We start from the raw sequence: 26,031 nt of genomic DNA on the forward strand, positions 1-26,031 counted from the left end.
TGTCTCTCCAGCGATGACGCCGTCTGCTCGCGCATCTCCCAATCCCCGGCGAGCGCGGCCGGCATCAACCAGACGAGCTCGTGGGTCGAAGGCCACTCCGGCCTGACATCGCGCGCGTGTTAGGCCGATCCCAATCGAGGAGCACCGCAGATGTACGTGCCCTCGCCGAACGAGCTTGGTATGCCGTGACAAGCTCTCTTCACCTCCCATCGAAGGTCCCCCTCAGCGCCGTCGGGAGGGTCCGCGCTCGCCGGCGTGGCGCGGGCGGGCGCGCCGAGCACCGACCGAGGTACCATAAGCCCTCCGAGGGCGAGGCGCCCCAGGCGCGCCTTGTGTGGCGCGCTCCATAACGCCTCAGCCATCAAGGCCCGAAGGGAGACATGCCGGGCGGTGTTCTCAGCTTCAGCTCCCGCGCCCCCGTCTTGGCGGATGGCCAGCGCCCGCCCGCGCCACGCCGGCGAGCGCGGACCCTCCCGACGGCGCGTTCGTCTGGGCACCACCGCCGTTCTCCCTCCCTAGCGCCCCACGCCCATCATTTCGTCGAGGTTTCCGCCCAGCTTTCCCGAGCACGTACGCCGCCTTGCGCCCCCGCCGCGCTGAATGAGCACTGGACGCAGCGCGCGCCTCGCTGGCACGCTGGTAGACGAGAAGGACCATCGTCGGGACCTCGGCGACCGATGCAGGCAGGAGAACTCATCGACGACCGCTTCTGCATCGAGCGCCTCGCGGCCTCGGGCGGCATGGGGAGCGTCTACCGTGCGACCGACCTGACGACCGGCGCCCCCGTCGCGGTGAAGATCCTGAACGCCGAGGGCGCGCAGCACCTCGGCCGCTTCGCCCGCGAGGCGCAGGCGCTCGCGGCCGCCCGGGTCCCCGGCGTCGTGCGGTACGTCGCCCACGGCGCCACCGCGTGGGGCCAGCCGTACCTGGCCATGGGGTGGCTCGACGGCGAGACCCTCTCCGAGCGGCTCACCCGGGAGGGCGTCACCCTCGACGAGACCGTCGAGCTCGGCCTGCAGGTCGCGCGCACGCTCGGCGCCGTCCACAAGCTCGGCATCGTCCACCGCGACCTCAAGCCGAGCAACCTGCTGCTCGAGGGCGGCTCGCTCGATCGCGTGGTCCTCATCGACTTCGGGCTGGCGCGCGTCGCGGCCGACGAGCCGCTCACGGTCGCGGGCCTCATCCTCGGCACGCCGGGGTACATGGCCCCGGAGCAGGCGCGCGGCGAGCTGAACGTCGACGCCCGCGCCGACGTGTTCGCCCTCGGCTGCATCCTCTACCGGTGCCTGACCGGCCGCGCCGCCTTCCAGGGCAACGCCGGCCTCGCCGTGCTGATGAAGGTCCTCCTCGAGGACCCGCCCCGCGTGCGCGAGCTCCGGCCCGGCGTCCCGGCGGCCCTCGACGCCCTCATCGCCCGCATGCTCGCCAAATCCCCGTCCGACCGCCCCCGCGACGGCGACGCCGTCGCCGCGAAGCTCGCCGCGATGAGCGGCCCCGAGAGCCTCGCCCGGCCCCACTCCTCGACGCGGGCGGTGGAGCTCACGACCGGCGAGCGGCGGGTGATGTGTCTCGTCGTCACCCGCGAGCGCCCCGCCGAGGGCCCCGCCGCGGAGGAGCCCCGCCGGGCGCAGCTCTGGCAGCTGCACGACGTCGCCGAGCAGTACCGCGGCGAGCTCGAGCTCCTCGAGGGCCGGTCGCCGGTCATCGTGCTCTCGGGCGCGGGCGCGCCGACCGACCTCGCGGCGCGGGCCGCCCGCTGCGCGCTCGCGCTCAAGGCGCTGCTCGGCGACGCCCCCGTCGCGCTCGCCACCGGCCGCGCCGAGCTCTCCGCGCGCCTGCCCGTCGGCGAGCTGATCGACCGCGCCTTCCAGATGCTCTCGGAAGGCGAGGACGGCGCCGCCAGCGCGAGCCGCGCGGGCGTCCGCATCGACGAGGTGACCGCCGGCCTGATCGGCGCCCGCTTCGACGTCGCCGAGGACGCCGCGGGGCGCGTGCTCCACGCCGCCCGCGACGAGCGGACCGCGCAGCTGCTCGGCCGGCCCACCACGTACGTCGGCCGCGAGCGCGAGCTCGCCATGCTCGTCGCCGAGATCGACCGGTGCATCGACGAGGGCGCGGCGGGCGCGGTGCTCGTGACCGCCGAGGCGGGCATGGGCAAGTCGCGCCTCCGGCAGGAGCTCATCCGCAAGCTCGACGAGCGCGGCGACCGGATCGAGGTCTGGATCGGCCAGGGCGACCCCATGGGCGCGGGGTCCGCCTTCGGCCTGCTCGCGAGCGCGCTCCGCCACGCCCTCGGCCTCGACGATCGCGAGCCGATCGAGGAGCGGCAGCGCACGATCCGGCGCCGCGTGGAGCGGCTCGAGGGCCTCGACGCGCCCCGCGTCGCCGCCTTCCTCGGCGAGCTCGCGGGCGCCCCGTTCCCCGACGAGAACGACGTGCAGCTCCGGCTGGCGCGGCGCGACGCGGCGCTGATGGGCGACCAGCTCCGCCTCGCCTGGGAGGACTTCCTCGAGGCCGAGTGCCGCGCGTGCCCGGTGCTCCTCGTGCTCGAGGACCTCCAGTGGGGCGATCTCCCCACGGTCACGCTGGTCGAGGGGGCGCTGCGCCGCCTCAAGGACATGCCGCTGCTCGTGCTCGCGCTGGGGCGGCCCGACGTGCACCGGCTCTTCCCGAAGCTCTGGGAGGGCCGGCTGGCGCACGAGCTCCACCTGACGCCGCTGCCGCGGCGCGCGAGCGAGCGGCTCGTGCGGGAGGCGCTCGGCGCCGACGCGCGGCACGACCTCGTGGCGCGGCTCGTGGAGCGCGCGGACGGCAACGCGTTCTTCCTCGAGGAGCAGATCCGCGCCGCCGCCGAGGGCGCGAGCGAGGGCCTGCCGGAGACGGTGGTCGCCATGGTGCAGGCGCGCCTGGAGACGCTCGACCCGGAGGCGCGGCGGCTCCTGCGGGCGGCGAGCATCTTCGGCGAGACGTTCAGGCCGAGCGCGGTCGCCGCGCTGCTCGGGAGCGTCGAGATCGCGCCGCTGCTCGCGGAGCTCCAGCGGCGCGAGGTGATCACGCGCCGGGGCGAGGGGCGGCAGCGGGACGACGCGGAGTACTGCTTCCGCCACGCGCTCGTGCGCGAGGCCGCCTACGGCATGCTGACCGCGCGCGACCGGCGCATCGGCCACGCGCTCGCCGGCGGCTTCCTGGAGGCGGCCGGCGAGGGCGATCCGATGGTGCTGGCGGAGCATTTCGAGCGGGGCGACGAGGCGGCGCGCGCCGCCGAGTGGTACCTGCGCGCGGCCGACAAGGCGCTCCGCGGCAACGACCTCGCCGCGGCGATCGCCTGCGCCGAGCGCGGCATCACCTGCGGGCCGGAGCCGGCCACGGTGGGCGCGCTCCGCCTCGTCCAGGCCGAGGCGCTGCTCTGGCGCGGGGATCCAGCCCTCGCGGAGCAGCGCGGGATCGAGGCGACCCGGTACCTCGCGCCGGGCTCCGTGGCCTGGTTCTCCGCCTTCACGCAGCTCGCCGGGGCGGGGCACAAGCAGGGCGACTACGCGCGCGTCGAGCGCTGGATGATGGTGGTCCTCGGCGCGGAGCCGCTCGCGGGCGCGCGGGTCGCGAGGAGCACGTGCCTGCTCGAGGGGGCGATCGTGCTGCTCCTCGGGGGCCGCTACGCGCGCGTGGACGCGCTGATCGACGCGGTCGAGCAGGCGACGGAGGACGACCCGTCGGCCGCCGACCTGATGACGGAGGCGAAGCTGCTCTACCTGCACGGGCTGCTCCGGCAGCACAACGGCGATCCGAGCGCGTCGATCGCGAGCCTCAGCGCGGCGCTCCGGGCGTTCGAGGACATCGGCGATCGCCGCGAGGCGTGCCGGGCGCGGCTCAACATGGGCATCTGCTACGTCGAGTTCGGGCATTTCGAGGCGGCGGTGGGGGTGCTCCGCGCGGCGCTCGAGGAGGCGGAGCGCATGGCGCTCGACGACCGGGTCCCGAGCGCGCTCCAGCACCTCGGGCTCGCGCTCGCCCACACGGGCGAGGTCGACGCGGCGGAGGCGGCCCTGCGCAGCTCGATCGAGGCGCTGCAGCGCCGGGGCGACGCGCGGCGGGAGTGCGAGGGGCGGCTGCAGCTCGCGCGGGTCCTGCTGCTCGCGGGCGCGCCTGCCGCGGCCGAGGCCGAGGCCGAGGCGCGGGCGGCCGAGGCGCTCGCGGGGGCGGCGCCGGAGCGGCGGCCTCTGGCGATCGCGGTCCGGGCGCGCGCGCTGCTCGAGCTCGGGCGCGCGGGCGAGGCGCTCGCGGCGGCGGCGGAGGCGGCGGCGCTGCTCGAGGCGGGGCGGCGCGAGGAGGACGGGCTCCTGGTGCAGCTGGTGCACGCCGAGGCGCTCGCGGCGGCGGGGCGGAGGGGCGAGGCGGAGGGCGCGATCGCGGCGGCGCGCAACGGGCTGCTCGTGCGGGCCGGGCGGATCAGCGATCCGGCGTGGCGCGAGCGGTTCCTCCGGGACGTGCCGGACCACGCGCGGATGCTCGCGCTGGCGCAGCGGTGGCTCGAGGACGGGGGCTCCTAGGGGGCGTCGCGGCGAGAGAGGGCGTCGCGCGGGAGAGGTCGAGCCAAGCCGGCGCGCCGTCGGGTGGGCCCGCGCGGCGGGGGCGGGTGGGCGCTGGCCAATCGGCAAGACCGGGGCGAGGGAGCTTGCGCAGGGGACACCACCCGGCATGTTTCCCTTCGGGCCATGCCACCTGGGACGTTTCGTCGCGCGCCACACAAGGCGCGCCTGGGACCTCGAGGTCCCTGAAACCTTATGGCACCTTGGTCGGTGCTCGACGCGCCCACCCGCCCCCGCCGCGCGGGCCCACCCGACGGCGCTGAGGTTGGGTCGTTGGGGCGAGGGGCGCGGCGGATTAGGTCTTGGGGGTCAACGGGCGTCCTCGGGGTCGCAGCCGTAAAGGACGTCGATGTGGGCGGTGGGGTCGGACTGGACCGAGAGGCACGCATCCTCGCAGAGCTTGATGGTGTCGTTCTCGATGTAGAACGCGTCGGTCTGGCAGGCGTCCAGGCCGGCGACCTGATCGAACGAACGCGCCTCGCCGCCCGCGCCGGGGGTGTACTGGACGACCACGGTCGAGAGGTCGATGACCTCGCCCGGGGGGGAGGCGGGGATCTCGAACTCGCACGCGACCTCCGCGCCCGAGATGACACCCTCGGCGATCGCCTGGAAGACCACGTCATAAGAGCTGGTCTGGCAGAGCGGGAACCGAAGGCCGCCGGTCCGCTGGCTCAGCGACTGGTAGCCCGTGCCGGGGCGGACGGCGGTGCCGCACGTCTCGAGGACAATGTCGCCCTCGGGCGGGTACGCGTCCGTCGCAGGGTCGTTCTCGTGGAGGCCGATGATGCTGTGAAAGACGTAGTTGCGCGCGGTGGCGTCGCCGAAGACCGCCGGCTGCAGCTTGAACAGCAGATCTTCGAACGTCGCGGCCACCTCCTCCCAGGGCAGACGCTCGTCGTCGATGTAGAGGTTGCGCGGGAGGTGCGTCGTCTGACAGCCGACGTTGTCGTCGGTGATCACCACGAACACCTTGAGCGACTCCGGACGCACCCACTCCGACCAGCCGAGCGGGGCGAAGCCGAAATCGTCGGGCAAACCGCCGTTGTAGGTGCCGAGGAGGTTGCAAATCGCGTCGTGGCTCCGGTTCTCGAGGCTGTAATGATAGAAGTGGGGGGGGTTGTGGCCCGGCTGCGACGGCACCGGGTCGCAGGTCGCAGAGCTGAGGGGGGCGCCGACGCACACGGAGTCGTCGACCCTCGGGTCGCCGTGATGGGCGAGCATGATGACGCGGTAATCGATGCCGCTCTCGCCGATGATCGCGGCGAAGCTGTCATTGATGTTGTTCTGCACGCTGATGATCTCGTCCGCCATGCTGGGCGAGTTGTCGATCATGAAGACGATGTCGACCGGCCGCTTCGTGAGCGTCGCCTCGGCGACCGTGGCGACACACGCGGTGTCGGGCGTCACCGGCCCAGAGCCCCCCATGTTGCCCTCATAGTCGAGCCCGGCGCCGCCGCCGGCGCCGCCGTCGCCGGCGCCGCCGGCCCCGGCGGTCCCGCCGCCGGCGCCGCCGCCGGCACCCCCACCGCCGGTGTCCCCGGCCGTCGCCCCTACTTCGCCGTCCGCGCCGGAGTTGCAGGAGCAGCCTGCCGCGCCGGTCATCGCCAAAAGACCCAACCCAAGAAGCGGAATCAACACGGTAGACCGGGAGAGCTTCACATGAACCTCGAGCGCTAGGGCGCAAGAGCGCGCGATACTAGGGTAAACAAACCCGACGCGCGGGTGGTGAACCAAATTGAGCTTCATGCGATTTTTTCTCGGCTGCTGTTCTTGGGAGGGCTTCGTCGCGCCGTCGAGGTCGTCCGTGTCGTGAGGATCGTCAGGGTCACCGCCGTCCCTTTCAACACGTTACGTACACGCTGCATGGCGTGACGTGTGCCGCGCTGTGCGCCCTGCTCCCGCGGCGCGAGCGCGGCGGGCGTTGCGCCCTGCTCCCGCGGCGCGGGCCCGGCGCGGCCTCGGCCCGCCGACCCGGCCTGCACGATCCGGCGTTGCTCGGCGGGCTCGGCGGGCTCGGCGGGCCAGCGGGCTCCTCCGAGCTTCCCCGCCCGCTCGATGGTCTCTGCACAATGCTTCCCTACGATGCAGGGTATGAGCGTACGTCATGGCTTTCCCCCCATCGGCATCGATGCGATCGCCCTCGGCGTCCCGCGCCGCTTCGTCGAGCTCAGCGAGCTCGCCGAGGCCCGGGGCGTCGCGCCGTCCAAGTACCTGACCGGCCTCGGCACCCGCCGGATGGCGATCGCGGCGCCCGAGGAGGATCCGATCACCCTCGCGGTCAACGCGGCCCGCCGCCTCTTCCTGCGCTCGGGCGCGAGCCCGGCGGACGTCGGGCTCTGCGTCGTCGGGACCGAGACCGCCGTGGATCACTCCAAGCCGGCAGCCTCCTTCCTGCACGGGCTGCTCGGGCTGCCCAGCGCGTGCCGGGTCTTCGAGGCCAAACACGCCTGCTTCGGGGGCACCGCCGGCCTGCTCAACGCCGTGGACTGGATCGCCTCCGGCTCGGCCCGCGGCCGCGCCGCGCTCGTCGTCTGCTCGGACGTGGCGCGCTACGCGCTCGGCTCCGCGGGCGAGCCGACCCAGGGCGCGGGCGCCGTGGCGCTGCTCGTGCGCGAGCGCCCGCGGCTGCTCGCGATCGAGGTCGGCCAGACCGGCTCGTACGCGCGCGACGTCTACGATTTCTGGCGGCCGCTCCACCACAAGGAGGCGCTCGTCGACGGCCACTTCTCGGTGCAGTGCTACCTCGACGCCCTCGCCGGCGCCTACGCCGAGTGGCGCCGGCAGGACGACCAGGGCGAGCCGCTCGCGCGCACCTGCTACCACGTCCCCTACGGCAAGATGGCCCGCAAGGCCCACCGGCACCGGCGGACGATCGACGGCCTCACCGAGCAGGCCGCCGACGAGAGCTTCGCCGTCGAGGTGGAGCCGTCGCTCGAGCTGCCAGCGCAGATCGGCAACATCTACACGGGCTCGCTCTACCTCGCGCTGGCGTCCCTGCTGAGCGCAGAGGCCCGCGACCTCGAGGGGAAACGCATCGGGCTCTTCAGCTACGGGTCGGGTAGCTGCGCCGAGTTCTTCGCGGGCAGGGTCATGCCGGAAGCCGGAGCGCTCGTGGCCGCGCTCGAGATCGACGGCCCCCTCGCGGAGTGCCACCGCACCTCCGTCGCCGAGTACGAGGCGCTGCGCAGGAACGACGAGGCCGCCGACCGGCGGCCCGCCCCAGAGGACGCCGAGCGAGGCGGCCCGAGCCTGGACCGCCGCGCGGTGTACCTGGGGCTCGACTCGAGCGAGCGGCGCGTCTACGCGAACGCGTAACCCCCCGCGAGGCGCAAGGAGCAGGGCGGGCGCGCTCGCTCAGCCGGACGAGAGATCACCCAGCGTGAAGACCTCCGCCCCGCCCCCCGTCGCGACGAGCACGCGCATCAGGTCGCGCTGCATGGACTTTTTCAGCTCGGCTGCAAACGGCTGCATGACGGGCGCCAGCGATCCCAGGACGTCGACCAGCGCCGAGCGCGGCACCACGCCGACCAGGAACGGCGAGCGCTCGCGGGACGTCAGCGAGGCGCGGAGCGCGCCCTCCGGGTCGAGCCTCCCGTCGCGCTGCTGCAAGCCGGCCGCGATCAGGTAGCCCGTCGGCTCGCGCAGGCCGAGGATATACCCCGACAGCGCCGAGATGGAGCCGCGGCGCGGCGTCTCGCGCACGAGGCGCGCGAACGCCGGGCGGTGCTCGTCGAGCACCTGGGCCCGCTCTTCATGCGGCGTCATGGGCGACCTCCCCTCCCGCCACGAGGGCGAGGCGACAAGGCACACCGCCGCGCGACGAGGCGCGGGGGAACGGCCGCAGGATGCTGAACGCGGGCGCGCTCAGCGGGTTTTCCGTTGCACGATGTTTCGGAACCATGGACCTCCAGCGAGGGGCTCTGCCCTCACTGCTTCCAGTTCCGAACACCGCGCCGCGCCTATCACGGAATCGACCACGGAATCGGCCACGGGATCGACCACGGGATCGACCGCAGGAGCGCCCGAGCCCGTGGAGGGCGAGGCGGCGAGGCCGGCCGGGGCGAGGCCGCGGCGCCGCTCAGACGAAGAGCGGCGCCATCCCGAGCGAGCGCAGCTGCGCTTGCATCTCCGCCTCCGGGGGGCGCGCCTCGTACCGCGCCGCGGCGTCCAGCACCTTGGGCAACACGTGGATGTCGCCCACCGTGTTGAGGAAGATGCCGGGCCGGCTCAGCACCCAGTGCACCGCCTTGTCGATCTCGCGCTGCTCCTCCATCGGGCGATACCAGGTGGCGCGGCCCCGCGGATCCTCGCCCCACGGCTTGTGGACGATCGACTTGATGGTCTGCACGGCCACGTTGCGCCGCGCGCACGCGGCGAGCAACACCTCGACCTCCGAGGCATACGTGCTGTCCTGGGACAGGATATAGCTGTACGGGAGCAGCACCGTGTCGAAGTCGAAGCGCTCGAGCGAGCGGAGGTGCATCCTCGCGGCGGAGAGGCCGTGTCCGGTCACGCCGATGAAACGAACGAGCCCCTGCTGCCGGGCCTCGATGACGGCCTCGAGCGCCCCGCCGGGGCCCATCGCCACCTCCCACTCCTGGGGCTCGACCAGGCAGTGGAGCTGCAGGAGATCCACGCTGTCGACGCGCATCCGCTCGAGCGAGCGGTGGATCTCGGCGCGCGCCTTCTCGTAGGTGCGCTCTCCGGTCTTCGTCGCCAGGAAGAACTGGCCCCGGTAACGGGCCAGCGCCGGCGCGAGGCGCACCTCGGCGTCTCCGTAGCTGGCGGCGGTGTCGATGTGATTGACGCCATGCTCGAGGAGCAGGTCGATCGTCGCGTCCGCCTCCTCTTGCGTGACGCGGCCCAGGGCCGCGGCGCCGAAGAGGGCGCGTGTGCTCATGTGTCCGGTGCGGCCGAAGGGGAGCTTCTCGATCATCGCGCCGAGGGTACTCCACCTCGGACTTCGAACGAAAGAGGGCCCCGGGGCCGCGCTCCGCTGCGCCGACGCGCCGCCGCGCCGCCGGGGCATCAGGGGCAGCCCACGCGCGGCGCTGGCGGTTCCACCCCTCCCCTCCTCACTCCCTTCCTCACTCCCCTCCTCAGCCCGCCGGCGACGCCCCCCGCGCGGCGCGCGCGGCCGTGGGCTCCGCCCGGCCGGCCAGCGAAAACAGCGTGTAGAGCCCTCCCGAGACGAAGAACCCCACGAACCACGCGTAGGTGTAGATCGCGCGCAGCACCTCGGGGACGCCGTCCTTCATCGAGGGGATCGCCTCGGCCAGGAAGCCGGGCAGGTTGATGAGCACGCCGACGGCGAGCGCCGCCATCGCCCGCCAGTTGACCCCGCCCTGGAACTCGTACGCTCCGCCGCGCCGGTACAGGTCGGCCACGTCGAGCCGCATCTTCCGGACGACGAAGTAGTCGGCGATCATGATCCCGCCGATCGGCCCGAGGAGCGCGGAGTAGCCCACGAGCCACGTGAAGATGTACCCCTGCGAGGACTCGATCAGCCTCCACGGCAGGATCACCGCGCCGAGGATCGCCGTGATCACCCCGCCCGCCCGGGCGGAGATCCGGTGCGGCGCCAGGTTGGAGAAATCGTTCGCCGGCGAGACGACGTTGGCGGCGAGGTTCGTCGACAGCGTGGCGACCGAGAGGCCCAGCATCGCGAGGACCATGATGAAGGCCCCGCCGATCCGCGCGAGCAGCTTCACCGGATCCCAGATGAGCTCCCCGAAGATGAGCGGCGTGGCCGAGGTGACCGCGACGCCGATGAACGAGAACAGCACCATCGTCGCCGGCAGGCCGAGCGCCTGGCCGAGCGCCTGATCGCGCTGGCTGCGCGCGTACCGCGTGAAGTCCGGGATGTTCAGCGAGAGCGTGGCCCAGAACCCGACCATCGCGGTGAGGCCCGGCGCGAACACGCGGAGGAACTGCCCTTCAGGGATCCTCGACGGCTGCGACAGCATCGGGCCGAACCCGCCCGCGCGCGAGTACGCCCAGACGAGCAGCACGAGGCCCATCACGATGAGGAACGGCGCCGCCCAGCTCTCGAGGAACTTGATCGACTCCGTGCCTTTCAGGATGAAATACAGATTGATCAGCCAGAACACCGCGAACCCGAGGAGCTCCCCGGGCTGGATGCCGATCGCCCCCTTGAACGCCGCCGAGGTGAGCGGCGCCTCGACCGAGGGCAGGAGCGCGACGAGGAGCTGCCAGAGCGCCTGCCCGCCGAGCCACGTCTGGATGCCGAACCAGCCGCAGGCCACCAGCGCGCGCAGCACCGCGGGCACGTTCGCGCCCGCCACGCCGAACGACGCGCGGGCGAACACCGGGAACGGGATGCCGTACCGCGTGCCCGCGTGGGCGTTCAGGATCATCGGGATGAGCACGATGACGTTGCCGAGCGCGACACACGCGATCGCCTCCTTCCAGCTCATCCCCTGATCGATGAGCCCGGAGGCCATGGTGTACGTGGGGATACACACGGCCATGCCGATCCAGAGCGCCGCGAAATGCCCCAGCTTCCACGTGCGCGCCGCCTCCGGCGTGGGCGCGAGATCTTCGTTCGTCAAGGACATCGATGCTCCTCCTGAAAGCCCGCCGGCGCGTGTCCGGGATCAGGTCGTCGCGAGCTCCAGGCCGGCGGGTGAGGAGCTCGATGTCACGCGCTCCGCGCCCGGGCGGTCGTCTCCAGGCCGCCAGGCACGAAGTCCGTCCCCTTCTGGACGCGATCGTTCCACGTCTCAGGCGGCTTGCCCGAGGGTACCTCCTTCATGGTGATGCACCCGGCCACCGGGCACACCAGCGCGCACAGGTTGCAGCCGATGCACTCCTCCTCGTCCACGAACGGGACGCGCGACGGCGCGGCCTCCCCGCTCGGGTTCGGCGTCGCGACCCGATCCGGGATGTGCTTCGGCAGGTGCGTGTGGCCCGCCGCGCGCGCCTCCGCCTCCGTCCGCCCGGGCAGGTGGATGCACTGGTGGGCCCCGTCCATGCAGGCCACGTAACAGAGCTGGCAGCCAATGCACTTGTCGGCGCCGATCTCGGCGACCACGCGGTACGAGAGGTCGAGCTCGCCCCACTCCTGGACCTGCGGGATCGCCCGGCCGCGGAGCTCGCTCACCGAGCTCATGCCGTGATCGTCGAGCCAGTCGCTCAGGCCCTCGATCATCTCCTCCACGATGCGGTAGCCGTAATGCATCACCGCGGTGCAGACCTGCACGCTGGTCGCGCCGAGCGCGATGAACTCCGCGGCGTCGCGGTAGTTCGAGATGCCGCCGATGCCGGAGATCGGCAGGCGGCCCACGGCCGGGTGGCGCGCGAGCTGGCTCAGGAGGTGGAGCGCGATCGGCTTGACCGCAGGCCCGCAGTACCCGCCGTTGGTCGATGCGCCGCCGACCCGCGGGAGCGGGACCATCCGCTCCAGATCGACGCCTATCAGCGACTTGATCGTGTTGATCAGCGAGATGCCGTGCGCCCCGGAGCGGAGCACGGCCTCGCCCGGCTCGACGATGTCGCCCACGTTCGGCGTGAGCTTCACGATGACCGGCGTCGTCGCGAACTCGACCGCCCAGCGCGCGATCTCCTCGAGCACGGCCGGCTCGTTGCCCACGGCCGAGCCCATGCCGCGCTCGCACATGCCGTGCGGACAGCCGAAGTTGAGCTCCAGCCCGTCGGCGCCCGTGTCCTCGGCCTTGCGGATGATCTCCCGCCACTCGTCCTTCGTCTCGACCATGAGCGAGGCGATGAGCGCGTGGCCCGGATACCGCCGCTTCACCTCGCGCATCTCCCTCAGGTTCACCTCGAGGGGGCGGTCGGTGATGAGCTCGACGTTGTTGAGCCCCATAAGCCGCATGTTGCCGTAATCGATGCCTCCAAAGCGGCTCGACACGTTGACGATCGGGTTTCCGAGCGTTTTCCAGACGGCGCCGCCCCAGCCCGCGTCGAACGCGCGCCGGACCTGGTCGCCGGTGTTGGTCGGCGGCGCGGACGCCAGCCAGAACGGGTTCGGGCTCTTGATCCCGGCGAAGTCGATAGACAGGTCGGCCATCGCTCAGCTCCCTCGCGGCGCGGGGGCGGGCGGCGCGCCGCCGGGCCGCTCCCCCCTCGCCATGATCGCCTCGTGCATCGCGCGCGCGGCGATCTTCGCCTCGGCCACCGCGTTGACGACCTCCTTGCCGCCGTTCACGCAGTCGCCGCCGCTGTAGACCCTCGGGTTGCCCGTGCGGTGCGTCGCCGGGTCGACCACCACGCGCCCCCGCGCGTCGAGCGCCACGCCCTCGAAGGCGAGCGCCACCCGCGTCGCCCGGCTCTGCCCGATCGCGACCGCGACGAGGTCGGCGGGCAAGAGCTCCTCCGCGGCCGCGGGGCCCTGCGCCGGGCCGCCCGCGCGCAGGGCCGTGGCCGCGACCCGCAGCCCGACGACCCTGCCGCCGTCCCGCACGACCTCGACCGGCGCCCGGTTCTCGATGAGCCGCGCGCCGGCCACACGCGCGCCCTCGAGCTCGTGCGCGTAGCCCGACATCTCGGCCTCCGAGCGGCGGTACACGATCGCCACGTCGACCCCGAGCAGCGCGAGCTCGTGGGCGACGTCGAGCGCCGTGTTGCCGCCGCCCACGACGACCGCGCGCCGCACCCCCGCGAGGTCGAGGCGCGGATCCGCCTTGAGCCGCTCGATGAACGAGGTCGCGCCCACGACGCCCTCGCCGTCCTCCCCGGGGATGCCGAGGCGCGCGTCGTCGCCGAGGCCGAGCCCGAGGAAGACCGCGTCGAACTGGGCGAGCAGGTCGCCCGCGGAGACCTCCCCCGGCGCGGCCGCCTGCGCCACGACCGAGACGCCGGTGCGGAGCTCGATCTCGCCGAGCGACAGCACCCACTCGAGCTCGCGGAGCGCCTCGTGGCCCTTCATCTTGTACGGCGCGATCCCGAGCGTGTTCAGGCCGCCGGGGATCTCCTTGCGCTCGAAGATCACCGCGCGGTGCCCCTCGAGGGCGAGGTAACCCGCCGCGGCGATCGACGCGGGGCCCGCGCCCACGAGCGCGACGCGCCGGCCCGTGGGCGGCTTCGGCCGGAGCAGCGCGGGGCCCTGCGCGAGCGCCGCCTCGACCGCGTAGCGCTGGAGGCGGCCGATCGCGATCGGCGCGCGCCCCCACGTGTTGTAGACGCAGTCGCCGGCGCAGAGCACCTCCACCGGGCAGGCCTGCCCGCACGACTGGCCGAGCAGGTTGGCCGTGAGGATCGTCCGGGCGGCGCCCTTCACGTTGCCCGTCGCGATCTTCCGGATGAAGCTCGGGATGTCGATGGCCGTCGGGCAGGCCTTCACGCAGGGCGCGTCGACGCAGTAGAGGCACCGGTTCGCCTCGGCGACCGCCTCGGCCTCGGTGTAACGCGGGTTCTTGTCCTCGAATCGCTCTTCGATCCGGCCGGACGGGAGGGAGGGCGCTCTGGTCATGCTGGTGCTCGCGCGTCTCTGGGCCCGCGGCTACGCGGCCCGGGAGCCCTGGGCCTTGTCGAGCCGGCGCGGGAGGTAACGCCCCGCCCCGCGCTCCACGTCGAGCTTGCCGTCCGCGAACTGGACCCGCCCGTTCACGATGACGTGCGTCGGCCTGCCCTTCACCTCGAAGCCCTCGAAGATGCTCCGATCGCACCGGTGGTGGTGCGTCTTCGCGGAGATGGTGCTCGTCCCCTTCGGGTCGAAGACCACGAGATCGGCGTCGCCGCCCGGCACGATCGAGCCTTTGCGCGGGTAGAGGCCGAAGATCTTGGCCGGCTGCGTGGAGAAGAGATCGACGAAGCGGTGGACGTCGATCCGCCCCTCGAGCACCCCGTAGGTCCAGAGCAGGGCGAGGCGGTTCTCGATGCCGGCGGCGCCGTTCGGGATGCGCGAGAAGTCGTCCTTGCCCATGTCCTTCTGGCCGACCTGGTTGAAGGGACAGTGGTCGGTCGCCACGGTCTGGATGAGCCCTGTCGCGAGCGCGGCCCAGAGCGCGTCCTGGTGGCCCTTCGGCCGGATCGGCGGGCTCATGACGTAGGCCGCCCCCTCGAAGCCGGGCTTCTCGTAGACCGAATCGTCGAGCAGGAGGTACTGGGGACACGTCTCGGCCATGACCACCTGGCCCCGGCCGCGGGCCTCGGTCACCGCGGCGAGCGCCTCCTTGCAGGTGAGGTGGACGATGTAGATCGGCTCGCCGATCATCCGGGCGAGCATGATCGCGCGCCCCGTCGCCTCCCCCTCGATCGGCGCGGGGCGGCTCTCGGCGTGGTAGCGCGGGTGGGTCTTGCCCTCCTTGAGGAGCTTCTTCTGGAGCGCGACGACGGCGTCGCCGTGCTCGGCGTGCACGGTCACGAGCGCGCCGAGGCCCTTCGCGGCCTCCATCACCTGGATGAGCTCCGGGTCGTCGACGCCGATGGCCCCGCGGTACGCCATGAAGGTCTTGAACGACGGGATGCCGTGCTCGCGCGCGCAGACGGCCATCTCCGAGAGCGTCTCGTCGCCGAACCACGTGACCGCCATGTGGAAGGCGTAGTCGGCGACCGCCTTCTTCGCCTTCTCCTGCCACATCGCGAGCCCGTCGAGCAGCAGCTGCCCGCGGCTCGGGATGACGAAGTCGATGATCGACGTCGTGCCGCCGGCGACGCCCGCGGCGGTGCCCGTCTCGAAGTCGTCGGAGCTCTCCGTCCCCATGAACGGCAGCTCCATGTGCACGTGGGCGTCGACCCCGCCCGGGAAGACGAGCTGGCCCGAGGCGTCGATCACCGTGTCCCCCGCCCGCTCCTTCGCGAGCTCCGGGCCGACCGCGACGATCTTCCCGTCCTCGCAGTAGACGTCGCCGACGAACCGATCGCTCGCTGTGATGATCTCGCCGTTCTTGATCAGGATACCCATGTTGCTTCTCCGCGGGTGCGCGCCTCGCGCGGCGACCCCTCTCGCGGGGAGCGCCGCCGGGGCGGGGGGGAACGCCGGGGGAGCGTGCCGGCCGCGACCAGCGCCCCGGCGCTGCTGGTGCCTTCGCGGTGGAGCGCGCGCAGGCCGGCTCGCGCACGCGCGCTCTCCGCAGCTCGCCCTCAGGGCAGCTGCTTCGTGAGCTCGCCGTAGCTCTCGGGCCGGCGGTCGCGGTAGAACTGCCACGTCCGGCGGACCTCCTCGATCATGTCGAGGTTCATCTCGGCGACGACGAGCTCGTCCTTGTCCTCGCTCGCCGTCGCGAGGAAGCTGCCCCGGGGGTCGCAGAAGTAGCTCGTCCCGTAGAACTTGCCGATGTTCCACGGCGCCTCCGTGCCGACGCGGTTCGAGGCGGCGATGAAGTAGCCGTTGGCCACCGCGTGCGCGGGCTGCTCGAGCTTCCAGAGGTACTGGGAGAGCCCGGCCACCGTCGCCGACGGGTTCCACACGATCTCGGCGCCGTTCAGGCCGAGCAGCCGCGCGCCCTCCGGGAAGTGGCGATCATAACAGATGTACACGCCGATGCGCGCGTACCGCGTCTGGAATGTCGGGTATCCGAGGTTGCCCGGCTTGAAGAAGAACTTCTCCCAGAACCCGTTCGTGTGCGGGATATGGGTCTTCCGGTACTTGCCGAGGTAGGTGCCGTCGGCGTCGACCACGGCCGCCGTGTTGTAGTAGACGCCCGCCATCTCCCGCTCGTAGATCGGGATGATCATCGCCATCTTGTACTTCTTGGCGTAGGCGGTGAGCCGCTCGACCGTGGGGCCCGGGACGGGCTCGGCCACGTCGCACCACGTCGCGTCCTGCGAGGGACAGAAATAGGGCGTATTGAAGACCTCCTGGAGACAGAGGATCTGCACCCCCTTCTTCCCCGCCTCGTCGATGAACGGCAGGTGCTTCTCGAACATCGCGTCGCGGATGGCCGTGACGGAGGCGCCCGCGTCGCTCGCCGGCGTGGAGCACTGGATGAGCCCGCCAAGTACATTTCGTGCCATCAGAACCACCTCGTGATGACGATCTTGCGCTCTGTGTAGAAGTCGATGGCGGTCGGGCCGTGCGCCTTGAGGTCGCCGTAGAAGCTGCCCTTCTGGCCGCCGAACGGGAAGAACGCCATGGGCGCCGCGACGCCGATGTTGACGCCGACCATGCCGGCGCCGACGCGGTGCTGGAACTCGCGCGCGGCGCGGCCGCTCGAGGTGTAGATCGAGGCCGCGTTGCCGTACTCGCTGCGGTTCGCGATCGCGATCGCCTCGTCGAGATCGGCCGCGCGCATCAGGCACGCGACGGGGCCGAAGATCTCCTCGGTCGCGATCACCATCCCCGGCCGCACGTCGTCGAAGACCGTGGGCCCCACCCAGTTGCCGTCCGGATACCCCTCGACCTTGGCGTCGCGGCCGTCGAGCAGGAGCTTCGCCCCCTCGGAGACGCCCTTGTCGATGTACGAGATCACGCGGTCGCGGTGCGCCGCCGAGATCACCGGGCCCATGGTCACGCCCGGCTTCGACCCGTCGCCCAGCACGATCGCCTTGGCCTGCCGGACGAGCCCGTCGCGCACGGCGTCGTGCGTGTCGCCGACGCACACGACGACGCTGCCGGCGAGGCACCGCTGGCCGGAGCAGCCGTAGATCGACTCGGCGAGGTTGGCGATCGCCTTGCCCGGGTCGGCGTCGGGCATGACCACGAGGAAGTTCTTCGCGCCGCCGAGCGCCTGGACCCGCTTGCCCGCCTCCGCGGCGGTCTTGTACACGTGGCGCGCGACCGCCGACGAGCCCACGAAGGAGACCCCGGCGATGTCCTTGTGCGCGCAGAACGCGTTCACGACGTCGCGCCCCCCGTGGACCAGGTTGACGACGCCGGGCGGCAGGCCGACGCGCTCGATCAGCTCGAAGATGCGCTGCTGCGAGAGCGGGACCTGCTCCGACGGCTTGAGCACGAACGTGTTCCCCGTGGCGATCGCGTACGGCAGGAACCAGAGCGGGACCATCGGCGGGAAGTTGAACGGCGTGATCGCCGCGAACACGCCGAGCGGCTGGCGGACCGTGTGGCAGTCGATCCCGGACGCCACGTCCTCGAGGCCCTGCCCCATCAGGAGCGCCGGGATGCCGGCCGCGTGCTCGACGTTCTCGATGCCGCGCCCGAAGTCGTTCTTCGCCTCGGTCAGGGTCTTGCCGTGCTCGGAGGTGCAGATCGCCGCGATCTCGTCGCGGTGGGCGTCGAAGACCTCGCGGAGCTTGAAGAGGTAGCGCGCCCGCTGCAGCGGCGGCGTCGCGCTCCAGCCGGGGAACGCCGCCTGCGCGGCCTTCACCGCCGCGTCGACGTCCGCCGTGGTCGAGAGGGGGACCTTCGCGAGAGATTCCCCGGTCGCCGGGTTCTTCACGTCGAGGTGCGTCGTCCCCGAAGAGCGAGACCAGGCGCCGCCGACGAAGTTTTCCAGCACGCGCATCGCGGACGAACCTCCCCAGGCGAAGGGGGTCGCATTGGCCTCCAGAGCAGGCAGGGCGCTGGCCCTGGCCTGCCGGGCAATACAACCCACGGATGATCGAGCGCTACATGCGGTTGGGGGCCTCCGTCAAGCCTTGGAGCAACACGCCTCGCGGAGCGGCCTCAGGAGGGAGATCCCCCACGCGCACTTCGTAGTATAACCTACAGGGTGGTTGGTGACCTCTCGTGCAACTGCCGAGCAAGACGTCATGAAATCCTCCGGAAATAACTCGGGTGCGCCCTGGTCGCGCGGCGGCAGCGCGGGCGCCGGCGCCGGCGCGCTCGGGCGGCGTCCTCCGCGGACGCGTCCCGGGCCGCAGCCGCGCGCGCCCGGCGCGCCGGAGCCCTCGGCCGCGCGTCCCCGGGCGCGCCGCGGCGGCGCCGCGCGCCACGCGCGCCATGCCGCGGGATGGCCGCCGCGTCGCGCTGGCCACCGCGTCGAAAGTCGCTCCAGGTCGTTGCCCCGGATCTCGAACCGTCCTACGTGCAACGACGTGGACTTCGCGAGCCCTTGCCCGGCGCTGGACGCACGGCCGTCCCGGGGGACGCCGTCGCGATCTGGCGGCTCGGCGGCACAAGGACGTAAGATCGACGCGCGCTCGGCGGCGGTGACACGATGAGCCACCCCAGCATGCTGTTCGACACGACGGAGCACGTGCTCATCGCCGTCCACGGCCGGGAGCCGCCGAACGACGAGGACTGGGAGGCGTATATGCAAACGGTGTTCGCCCTCCCCGCGAGCTGCTCCAAGACTCTGGTCGTGACCGCCGGCGGGGGCCCCAACGCGAAGCAGCGCGCGTCCATCAACGAGTTCGTCAGCAAGCACACGCTCACGGTGGCAATCTGCACGGACGCGCTGCTCGTGCGGCAGATCAGCACGGCGCTCAGCTGGTTCAACCCGAGAGTCAGGTCGTTCCGGGGCAACGACATCGCGGCCGCGCTGCGGTATCTCGATGTCGGCGGGCCCGAGGCCGCGCTCGTGCACCACAAGGTCGCGCGGATGAGGCTGGAGATCGAGGGCCGGCCGCGCTGACCCGGGGGGCCTGAGCCCGCCGGTATCCATGCGCGGCGCGCGCCGGCGCCCGAGCCTCTCGACGCCGGCGCGCGCCGCGGATACCGGTGGGCTGCGATGAACCCGACCCGCTGGCATCAGATCCTCGTCGAACGTCGGCAGTCCCAGGCGCCCTCGACCGCGTGGCGTCCCCGCTTCTTCCGGCCGGCGAACGCGGCAGACGCGGAGGAGCTCGAGCGCCTGCTCCGCGACGACGTGCGCGTCCAGGTCTTCGACACGATCGACCGGCAGCTCGCCGATCTGGTGAAGACCCGGCACCCTCGCCGCAAGCTCGATGAGCGCAGCGTCGAGCGGCTCGTGGAGGAGCACCTCGGGGGCGCCCCGCGCGAGGCCTACGGCGTCTGGGTCCACTACCCGTGGTCGCACCGGCTCGTGCACCTGCTCGACGAGGCGGAGTTCATCGAGCTGCGGACGAACCGCAACAAGTACAAGATCAGCGGGGAGGAGCAGGCGGCGCTCGCCGGCCGGCGGGTCGGCGTGGTCGGGCTCTCCGTGGGCCAGTCCGTGGCGCTGACCGTCGCGCTCGAGCGGAGCGCCGGAGAGCTGCGCATCGCGGACTTCGACCACCTCGATCTCTCGAACATGAACCGGATCCGGACCGGCGCGCACAACCTCGACCTGCCGAAGGTGGTCGCCACCGCGCGCGAGATCGCCGAGCTCGACCCGTTCCTCCAGGTAAGGTGTTTTTCCAAAGGGATCACCGCGGAGAACATGGATGACTTCCTGCTCGAGGGGGGCAAGCTCGATATCGTGATCGAGGAGTGCGACAGCCTCGATATCAAGCTCCTGGTCCGCCGCGCGGCGCGCGCCCACCACGTCCCGGTCGTGATGGACACGAGCGACCGGGGGCTCATCGACGTCGAGCGGTTCGATCTGGAGCCGGATCGGCCGATCCTCCACGGGCTCGTCGGCGACCTCACCCCCGAGCAGGTCCGCGGGCTGTCGACCGAGGACAAGGTGCCTTACGTCATGCAGATCATCGGGCACGACACGGTCTCGCCCCGGTTCGCCGCCACGCTCGTCGAGGTGGAGCAGACGGTGAGCACGTGGTCTCAGCTCGGCTCGGCGGTCGTGCACGGGGGGGCGGCGGCCGCGGACACGGCGCGCCGGATCCTCGCCGGGGAGCCGGTGCCGTCGGGGCGGTACTACGTCGATCTCGAGCAGATCATCGGCGGGGGGCGGCCGGAGGCGGCGCACGAGGAGCGCGAGGACCGCGAGGAGCGCGTCGCCCGCCTGGATCCGGCGTCGCTCGCGCTGCCGGCCGGCGGGGCGGCGGGCGCCGTGGAGCTCGACCGGGGGCGGCTCTCGCGGCTGGTGGAGGCGGGGATCGCGGCGCCGTCGGGCGGCAACTGCCAGCCGTGGTTCTGGGTCTACGAGGGGCGCCGCCTCGGGCTGTTCCACGATCGCGCGCGCTCGGAGTCGCTCGCCGACTTCCAGGGGGCGGGCGGCGTGGCCGCGCTCGGCGCCGCGGCCGAGAACGTCGTCCTCGCGGCGCACCAGGAGGGCCTGCACGTGCGCGTGTCGCCCTTCCCGCGCGACGGCGACGAGGCGCTCTCGGCGACGTTCGAGTTCTTCGACACGCCGGTGAGCGGCGCGGAGGCACACGCGGCCGACGGCCTGTGGGACGCCGTCGGCCTGCGGCACACGAACCGGCGCCGCTGCGCGCGGGCGATGCTCGCCGAGGAGCACGCGGCCGCCCTCGACGCCGCGGTGCGGTCGGTCCCCGGGGCGAGGCTCGCGCTGCTCGATGCGCCCGCGCAGCTCGACGAGATCGCCGCCCTGATCGGCGCGGGCGACCGCATCCGGCTGCTCGCGAAGGGCACCCACGCCGACATGATGAAGGAGCTGCGCTGGACCGAGGAGGAGGCGCGCGCGACCCGAGATGGCCTGTTCGTGCGCGCGCTGGAGCTCTCGCCGACGGATCTCGCGGGGCTCCGGATCTGCCGGGACTTCCGCGCCATGGAGCTCGTGCGGCGCTGGGGCGGCGGGCGGCGTCTGGAGGAGGCGGCCGAGAAGGCGATCGCCGGGGCGATGGCCGTCGGGCTGATCACGATGCCTCGGACGGGGCTCACGGACTATTTCCAGGGCGGGAGGGCGCTCCAGCGAGCGTGGTTGACGGCGACGCAGCGAGGGATCGCGGTCTATCCGATGGCGACGTTGCCTTACATGTTCGCGCGGCTGATCCGCGGCGGCGGCGACGGGATGGATCCGGAGACGGTGGAGGTGGCGCGGCGGCTCCGGGAGCGGTATGTGCGGCTGTTCGACGTCACGGACGCGACGGGGGAGATCCTGCTGTTCCGGCTGGCGCTCGCGGGGGAGGTGTCGACTCGGTCGCTCCGGCGTCCGCTGGAGGACGTGCTGCTCGTGCGCTGACGGTGGGGCTCTGAGGGGACAGCGGGCTAGTTCCGCCTGTCAGAGGTCATGGCAGGGATCACGGCGAGAGAAGAGAGATTTCAACGCAAAGGCGCAAAGGCGCAAAGGCGCAAACCAGAATTTCTTTGTATTTTTGCGCCTTTGCGCCTTTGCGTTGAAATCTTCTCGGGATCCCTGCGAGACTCGTGACGCTCGGAACTAGGGGGCGAGCAGCCAGGCGCGCGCGGCGGCTGCGTCCTTGAAGATCTTGAGGCGATCTCCGATGCCGGCCTCGCGGGCGATCCGGTTCGCTTGCAGCGCGGCGAGGTCGCTCTGGACCAGCTCGGCGATGCGGATCACGCCCATCTCGGCCGAGGTCGCGTCGAGCTCGCGGAGGAGCTCGGTCGCCTCCTCGGAGGCGATGGAGAAACCACGTAAATCCGCGAGGATACGGACCTTTCGCCCGTAGAGCGAGCGGAGGGCCTTGCCGTAGTCCGCGGCGTACGCCTGCGCCTCCTCCGTGCGCAGGACGCCTTGCAACGTGACCTCGACGAGGGCGTTGATCTTGTCGATCTTGATTTGGTACATGTCTCGTCGTCGCGGAAGCGGAAACTGGAGCGGGGCGGCGGCTTACGCGGGATCAGGACGTCATCGATGCGGCTGCTTCGGCATGGTGAGCCGGTAGATGTGCTCCATGAACTCCGGGACGAGATCCATGGAGATGATCCACAAGCGGCCCTCCCCGAGGTCGTTGAGGCTGGCGTGGCCGGTGTAAGCGAGGTGGCCGCGCTCGCCGAAGTGGACGAACGACGTCCGATGGTGCCGCTGGAACCAGACGCAGGCGGCGTCGAGCAGCGCGCTGAACGCGGCGTCGCCGCCGGGGTGCAGGGGGATGAGGCGGACCGAGTCGAGCAGGCGGAAGAGGTTCGTGCCGAGCTCCCCGAGCTCGAGCACGGCGGCCGCGACGGGCGCGCCGTCCCGGCGCGCGACGAGCAGCGCGCGGTCGCGCTCCAGGCCCGCGCTGCGCCAGCGCTCGATGCACGGGCCCATCGCGAAACGGTCAGGGACGAGATCGAGCGCCTCCGTGTACATGCGCGGCGACACCTCCCCGAGGTGATCGAGCAGCTCGGACTGCTCCCGCGCCGTCGCGTCGCTGATCTCGAAGGGGCCGCCTGACCACGCGGCCTCCTGCGCGCCCTCGGGCACGTCGACGCCGAGGAGGCGGAACGGCAACGACAGCACATGGCCCGTCCGCTCATGCTGGCGCGCGAACTCGAAGAACGACCGCTCGCTCCACGGGACGTGCGCCTCGGCGTAGATGATCACCCACCGGCACTCGGGGTCGGCCTGCGCGTGCTCGAAGCAGCGCGTGAAGATGTCGCGGAGCACCTGCCGGGAGCTCAGGTTCGACGTGCTCCTCGGCTTCTTCGCGAGCTGATGGAGCATCCACGTGCTGTGGTACGGCTTCATGATCGAGAAGTTGCCCTCGATCCCGTGCTCGGAGAGGCAAGCCACGTTGTACAGGAGGTGCGGCACCGCCGCGGCCCGCTGCGCCATCGTCAAGAAGCTCGGCTTGATGGCCTCGAAGTGCTCGGGGCGCCGCCCGGACAGGTTGAAGTAGCCCGACAGGTTGAAGAGCTCCCAGAGCTCCGCCTGCCACACCGCCCCCCCGTAGGTCGTCGCGTGCAGGATGCGCGACACGAGCCGGAGCCAGCGGCGCTCGTCCTCGCGCCGCGCGGCGACCACGTGGACGCTGCAGAGCTGGGCCGGGGCGTCCTCGGCCTGGGACACCGACCGCACCTCGCCCTGGAGGTGGATGACGCCGTCGTCGCCGTCCGGGAGCTCCAGCGCGAGCTTCAGCCTGGGCTGGAGCGGCGGCTGCCCCGCCACGAGCGCGAGCCGGAGGCCCGAGAACGACACGTCCACGACCTCCGCCTCCATCGGCGGGAGGTGCAGCCAGTGGGGGTGCAGGAAACGCGCGGTGAGCTCCACCTCGACGCCCCGCTGCTGCAGGCTCCTCCGGAGGCGCTCCATCCGCTCCGGCAGCGGAGAGACGATCTCGCCCGGGCGCACCTGCTCCGCCCTGGTGCTGAACCGGAAGACGGAGTTGTGCCCGGCGATCTCGACCGCAGCGGCCTCGTTCCAGCCCTCGATCCCGAACCACCGGACCGTCCCTACCCCCACCTCGCTGAGCATCACGCACAGGGGCGGCGCGCTCTCGGCGGCGCGGCGGACCACGCCCTTCTTCCGGAGCAGGAAGCTCAGGATGTCGCGCACCCGCCGCGGGTCGTCGATGATCTCGCGCACCTGCGCGGCCTCCGCGGCGCACGGCCTGAAGAGGCTCGCAGCGGCGGCCTTCGCCGCGCCGGCGTCCACGAGGGCGCTCAGGATGTCGCGGATCCTACCGCTCGCGCGGGGCGGGACGTCCTGGAACGACAGCGCCACGAGCGGGCCCCGCAGGCCCATCGACTGCAGCGCCAGCAAGGCGGGGAGCGGACCGACCTCGACGTCGCGCCAATACAGGCGCACGGTGACGACGCTGCCAAAAGGAAACGACGTCTGGTAGTCAGGCTCGATCCAGGCCCCCATGGAGCCGAGGAGCACGATCGGGTAGCCGGGATCGAACCCCTCGATTCGCGCCCAGACCGTGTCGCCCTCCAGCCAGCACGCGTGCGGCGCCTCGGCCGGATCGTAGCCGCCGAGGAGCGCCGGCCCGAGCGCGAGCCCGCCGGCGCCGGCGCGCGAGGTCCAGCCCTCGTCGCCCGCGAAACCTCGCTTCGGGACCCCCGTCACGAGGCCGTCCCCCCCGGCATACGACCCCCTGTCTCCGGTGAGCCCCAGTCGAGCACGCCATGTTGCCCCCGCGGCGACGCGCCGGCGCCGCGTGAACCGGCGAGCTCGCCAGCACCCCTCAAGCGCTCACCCGGGTGCCATGAAGAAAGCAGATCCACTTGACACTTTGTACTTCCATAGCATGTCTACAGGAGCTCGCACTCCTACGTCAAGCGTCCCTCCGCGCCTCCCACGGCGCGGACGAGGGCGCGCAGGGCGTTCAGCGCGCGCGTCGGGATCTTCGGCCCTGAACGCCGGAGCAAGCTCCCCGGAGGCCGCGGGGGAGATCGCGCGCTGCTCCTCGTGCTACAAAGGCCCCCCAAATGCCCGACATGAGCGCCTTCCTGCACGCCGACGGCTGGATCACCTTGGCGACCCTGAGCGCGCTGGAGATCGTCCTCGGGATCGACAATATCGTCTTCCTGTCCATCATGACGGCGAAGCTGCCGGCGCATCAGCAGCCGGTCGCGCGCCGCATCGGCCTGCTGCTCGCCCTCGGGATGCGGCTGCTCCTGCTGCTCGCGATCTCGTGGGTGATGGGGCTCAAGGCCACCCTGTTCACCCTGCTCGGACACGGCTTCAGCGGGCGTGACCTGATCTTGCTCGGCGGCGGTGTGTTCCTGATCGGCAAGGCGACGCACGAGATGTTCGACAAGCTCGAGGTCGAAGAGGCCAAGGACGATCAGCCGAAGGGCAAGGGGGGCTCCTTCGGGGCCATCATCGCGCAGATCGTGCTGCTCGACATCGTCTTCTCGCTCGATTCGGTCATCACGGCGGTCGGCATGGCGCAGCACATCTCCATCATGATGGTGGCCATGTTCATCGCGGTGGGCGTGATGCTCGTCTTCGCCGGGCGCATCGGCGCGTTCATCCACCGCCACCCGAGCATGAAGATCCTCGCGCTGAGCTTCCTCCTGCTCATCGGCGTGGTGCTCGTGGCCGACGGCATGGGCCAGCACATCAGCAAGGCCTACATCTACTTCGCCATGGCCTTCTCGCTCGGGGTCGAGCTCGTCAACATGCGCCTGCGGCTGCGCCAGCAGCCGGTGCAGCTGCACACCAAGCGGGGAAACGCGCCGGGGCTCTTGCCGGCCGACGGGCAGGCCCAGCCGAGGACATGACGGAATGCGGCGAAGCGCGGTGGCCGCCGGGCGCGGGAGGCAGGCTCCGGGGGCCGCCGGCGCGAGCTCCGGGAGAGCCTGTAAACAATTCGCACAGAGAGGACGCCCGAGGGTCGACGACGACAGCGGCCGGTCCCAGAAGTGACACCGGAGAGTCTCCACCGAGGTGAGCGTGAGCGACGAGCAAGGGGACACACAACCAGGAAGACGGCGGCGGGTCGTCATCATCGACGACGACGATGCCATCGTCGAGACGCTGCAAGAGGTGCTGCTGGCGGAAGGGTACGACGTCGAGGGCTACACCGACCCGATCGAGGCCCTGGAGCAGCTGCGATCGCAGCCGCCGCCCGACGTCATCGTCCTCGACTGCGTGATGCCGGCCATGGATGGGCCGCGCCTCATGGAGACGCTCGCGGCGGAGGGGAGCGCGGTGCCGGTCGTGCTCGTCACCGCGCTCAGCGATCCCGGCTTCTTCATCGACCCGAGCCACCCTCAGGCGGCGAGGGTCATCAACAAACCCTTCGACCTGGAGCAGCTGCTCGAGACGCTCGACGACCTCTCGAGCGGGACGCCGGTGAGCGCGCCGGGCTCGCACCGGCACGCGCGGGCCGCCTCGACGCAGCAGACCTAGGCCCGGCCGCGCGG

General features: G+C 71.9%; 17 protein-coding genes. 6 read left to right on the forward strand and 11 right to left on the reverse strand.

Annotated features, from left to right (window positions below):
* Window positions 1–677: 677 nt before the first annotated feature.
* On the forward strand, window positions 678–4,547 hold the full coding sequence (locus WMF43_RS35775) for a serine/threonine-protein kinase (RefSeq protein ID WP_437671633.1): 3,870 nt from the start codon (window positions 678–680) through the stop codon (window positions 4,545–4,547).
* Window positions 4,548–4,895: 348 nt separating this feature from the next.
* Here WMF43_RS35775 and WMF43_RS35780 read toward each other — a convergent pair whose 3' ends face one another.
* Entirely contained in the window at window positions 4,896–6,188 is a 1,293-nt protein-coding gene (locus tag WMF43_RS35780) for a hypothetical protein (RefSeq protein WP_437671635.1), read from the reverse strand.
* Window positions 6,189–6,677: 489 nt separating this feature from the next.
* Here WMF43_RS35780 and WMF43_RS35785 point away from each other — a divergent pair, with 489 nt between their 5' ends.
* The gene (locus WMF43_RS35785; RefSeq protein WP_437671637.1) at window positions 6,678–7,901 is read left to right on the forward strand and encodes a hydroxymethylglutaryl-CoA synthase family protein; all 1,224 of its coding nucleotides are present in this window, start codon (window positions 6,678–6,680) and stop codon (window positions 7,899–7,901) included.
* A 39-nt stretch (window positions 7,902–7,940) separates the two neighbouring features.
* On the opposite strand, the gene WMF43_RS35790 is transcribed toward WMF43_RS35785, so the two are convergent.
* From WMF43_RS35790 to WMF43_RS35825, 8 genes are all read right to left on the reverse strand, one after another.
* Entirely contained in the window at window positions 7,941–8,351 is a 411-nt protein-coding gene (locus WMF43_RS35790; RefSeq protein WP_437671638.1) for a hypothetical protein, read from the reverse strand.
* 313 nt (window positions 8,352–8,664) lie between these two features.
* Window positions 8,665–9,522 carry an aldo/keto reductase gene (locus WMF43_RS35795; protein ID WP_437671640.1) on the reverse strand — a complete coding sequence of 286 codons (858 nt, stop codon included), beginning with the start codon at window positions 9,520–9,522 and terminating at the stop codon, window positions 8,665–8,667.
* 163 nt (window positions 9,523–9,685) lie between these two features.
* Window positions 9,686–11,164: an NCS1 family nucleobase:cation symporter-1 gene (locus WMF43_RS35800; protein WP_437671642.1), complete on the reverse strand. Its 1,479-nt coding sequence runs from the start codon at window positions 11,162–11,164 to the stop codon at window positions 9,686–9,688.
* Between the two features lie 83 nt (window positions 11,165–11,247).
* Window positions 11,248–12,636 carry an NAD-dependent dihydropyrimidine dehydrogenase subunit PreA gene (gene preA / locus WMF43_RS35805; RefSeq protein WP_437671644.1) on the reverse strand — a complete coding sequence of 463 codons (1,389 nt, stop codon included), beginning with the start codon at window positions 12,634–12,636 and terminating at the stop codon, window positions 11,248–11,250.
* Between the two features lie 3 nt (window positions 12,637–12,639).
* Window positions 12,640–14,037, reverse strand: coding sequence for an FAD-dependent oxidoreductase (locus tag WMF43_RS35810; RefSeq protein WP_437671646.1), 1,398 nt, complete (start codon window positions 14,035–14,037; stop codon window positions 12,640–12,642).
* A 30-nt stretch (window positions 14,038–14,067) separates the two neighbouring features.
* Window positions 14,068–15,471 (reverse strand): dihydropyrimidinase, encoded by a 1,404-nt coding sequence (gene hydA, locus WMF43_RS35815; protein WP_437671647.1) that lies wholly within the window; start codon window positions 15,469–15,471, stop codon window positions 14,068–14,070.
* 179 nt (window positions 15,472–15,650) lie between these two features.
* Window positions 15,651–16,523 (reverse strand): nitrilase-related carbon-nitrogen hydrolase, encoded by an 873-nt coding sequence (locus tag WMF43_RS35820; RefSeq protein WP_437671649.1) that lies wholly within the window; start codon window positions 16,521–16,523, stop codon window positions 15,651–15,653.
* Window positions 16,523–17,971: a CoA-acylating methylmalonate-semialdehyde dehydrogenase gene (locus WMF43_RS35825; RefSeq protein ID WP_437671651.1), complete on the reverse strand. Its 1,449-nt coding sequence runs from the start codon at window positions 17,969–17,971 to the stop codon at window positions 16,523–16,525. Before WMF43_RS35825 ends, WMF43_RS35820 begins: the two co-directional genes overlap by 1 nt.
* Window positions 17,972–18,625: 654 nt before the next feature.
* Here WMF43_RS35825 and WMF43_RS35830 point away from each other — a divergent pair.
* Together WMF43_RS35830 and WMF43_RS35835 are read left to right on the forward strand one after the other, a co-directional pair.
* On the forward strand, window positions 18,626–19,042 hold the full coding sequence (locus WMF43_RS35830; protein WP_437671653.1) for a hypothetical protein: 417 nt from the start codon (window positions 18,626–18,628) through the stop codon (window positions 19,040–19,042).
* Window positions 19,043–19,138: 96 nt separating this feature from the next.
* Window positions 19,139–21,454: an Rv1355c family protein gene (locus WMF43_RS35835; protein WP_437671655.1), complete on the forward strand. Its 2,316-nt coding sequence runs from the start codon at window positions 19,139–19,141 to the stop codon at window positions 21,452–21,454.
* 198 nt (window positions 21,455–21,652) lie between these two features.
* Here WMF43_RS35835 and WMF43_RS35840 read toward each other — a convergent pair whose 3' ends face one another.
* Both WMF43_RS35840 and WMF43_RS35845 read right to left on the reverse strand, forming a co-directional pair.
* The gene (locus WMF43_RS35840) at window positions 21,653–22,021 is read right to left on the reverse strand and encodes an STAS/SEC14 domain-containing protein (RefSeq protein ID WP_437671657.1); all 369 of its coding nucleotides are present in this window, start codon (window positions 22,019–22,021) and stop codon (window positions 21,653–21,655) included.
* Between the two features lie 60 nt (window positions 22,022–22,081).
* Window positions 22,082–24,226 (reverse strand): PilZ domain-containing protein, encoded by a 2,145-nt coding sequence (locus WMF43_RS35845; protein ID WP_437671658.1) that lies wholly within the window; start codon window positions 24,224–24,226, stop codon window positions 22,082–22,084.
* Between the two features lie 371 nt (window positions 24,227–24,597).
* On the opposite strand from WMF43_RS35845, the gene WMF43_RS35850 reads away from it, so the two are divergent.
* Entirely contained in the window at window positions 24,598–25,386 is a 789-nt protein-coding gene (locus WMF43_RS35850; protein WP_437684155.1) for a TerC family protein, read from the forward strand.
* Window positions 25,387–25,558: 172 nt separating this feature from the next.
* Window positions 25,559–26,017, forward strand: coding sequence for a response regulator (locus WMF43_RS35855; RefSeq protein ID WP_437671660.1), 459 nt, complete (start codon window positions 25,559–25,561; stop codon window positions 26,015–26,017).
* The last annotated feature ends 14 nt before the right edge of the window (window positions 26,018–26,031 follow it).

It is taken from the genome of Sorangium sp. So ce131 (assembly GCF_051519095.1).
Lineage (GTDB): Bacteria > Myxococcota_A > Polyangia > Polyangiales > Polyangiaceae > Sorangium.

Coding starts and splice junctions, on each gene's coding strand:
- WMF43_RS35775 (WP_437671633.1), top strand. CDS start 678: ATGCAGGCAGGAGAACTCATCGACGACCGCTTCTGCATCGAGCGCCTC.
- WMF43_RS35820 (WP_437671649.1), bottom strand. CDS start 16,523: ATGGCACGAAATGTACTTGGCGGGCTCATCCAGTGCTCCACGCCGGCG.
- WMF43_RS35790 (WP_437671638.1), bottom strand. CDS start 8,351: ATGACGCCGCATGAAGAGCGGGCCCAGGTGCTCGACGAGCACCGCCCG.
- WMF43_RS35830 (WP_437671653.1), top strand. CDS start 18,626: ATGAGCCACCCCAGCATGCTGTTCGACACGACGGAGCACGTGCTCATC.
- WMF43_RS35780 (WP_437671635.1), bottom strand. CDS start 6,188: ATGACCGGCGCGGCAGGCTGCTCCTGCAACTCCGGCGCGGACGGCGAA.
- preA (WP_437671644.1), bottom strand. CDS start 12,636: ATGGCCGACCTGTCTATCGACTTCGCCGGGATCAAGAGCCCGAACCCG.
- WMF43_RS35840 (WP_437671657.1), bottom strand. CDS start 22,021: ATGTACCAAATCAAGATCGACAAGATCAACGCCCTCGTCGAGGTCACG.
- WMF43_RS35810 (WP_437671646.1), bottom strand. CDS start 14,037: ATGACCAGAGCGCCCTCCCTCCCGTCCGGCCGGATCGAAGAGCGATTC.
- WMF43_RS35850 (WP_437684155.1), top strand. CDS start 24,598: ATGAGCGCCTTCCTGCACGCCGACGGCTGGATCACCTTGGCGACCCTG.
- WMF43_RS35835 (WP_437671655.1), top strand. CDS start 19,139: ATGAACCCGACCCGCTGGCATCAGATCCTCGTCGAACGTCGGCAGTCC.
- WMF43_RS35825 (WP_437671651.1), bottom strand. CDS start 17,971: ATGCGCGTGCTGGAAAACTTCGTCGGCGGCGCCTGGTCTCGCTCTTCG.
- WMF43_RS35795 (WP_437671640.1), bottom strand. CDS start 9,522: ATGATCGAGAAGCTCCCCTTCGGCCGCACCGGACACATGAGCACACGC.
- WMF43_RS35800 (WP_437671642.1), bottom strand. CDS start 11,164: ATGTCCTTGACGAACGAAGATCTCGCGCCCACGCCGGAGGCGGCGCGC.
- hydA (WP_437671647.1), bottom strand. CDS start 15,471: ATGGGTATCCTGATCAAGAACGGCGAGATCATCACAGCGAGCGATCGG.
- WMF43_RS35785 (WP_437671637.1), top strand. CDS start 6,678: ATGAGCGTACGTCATGGCTTTCCCCCCATCGGCATCGATGCGATCGCC.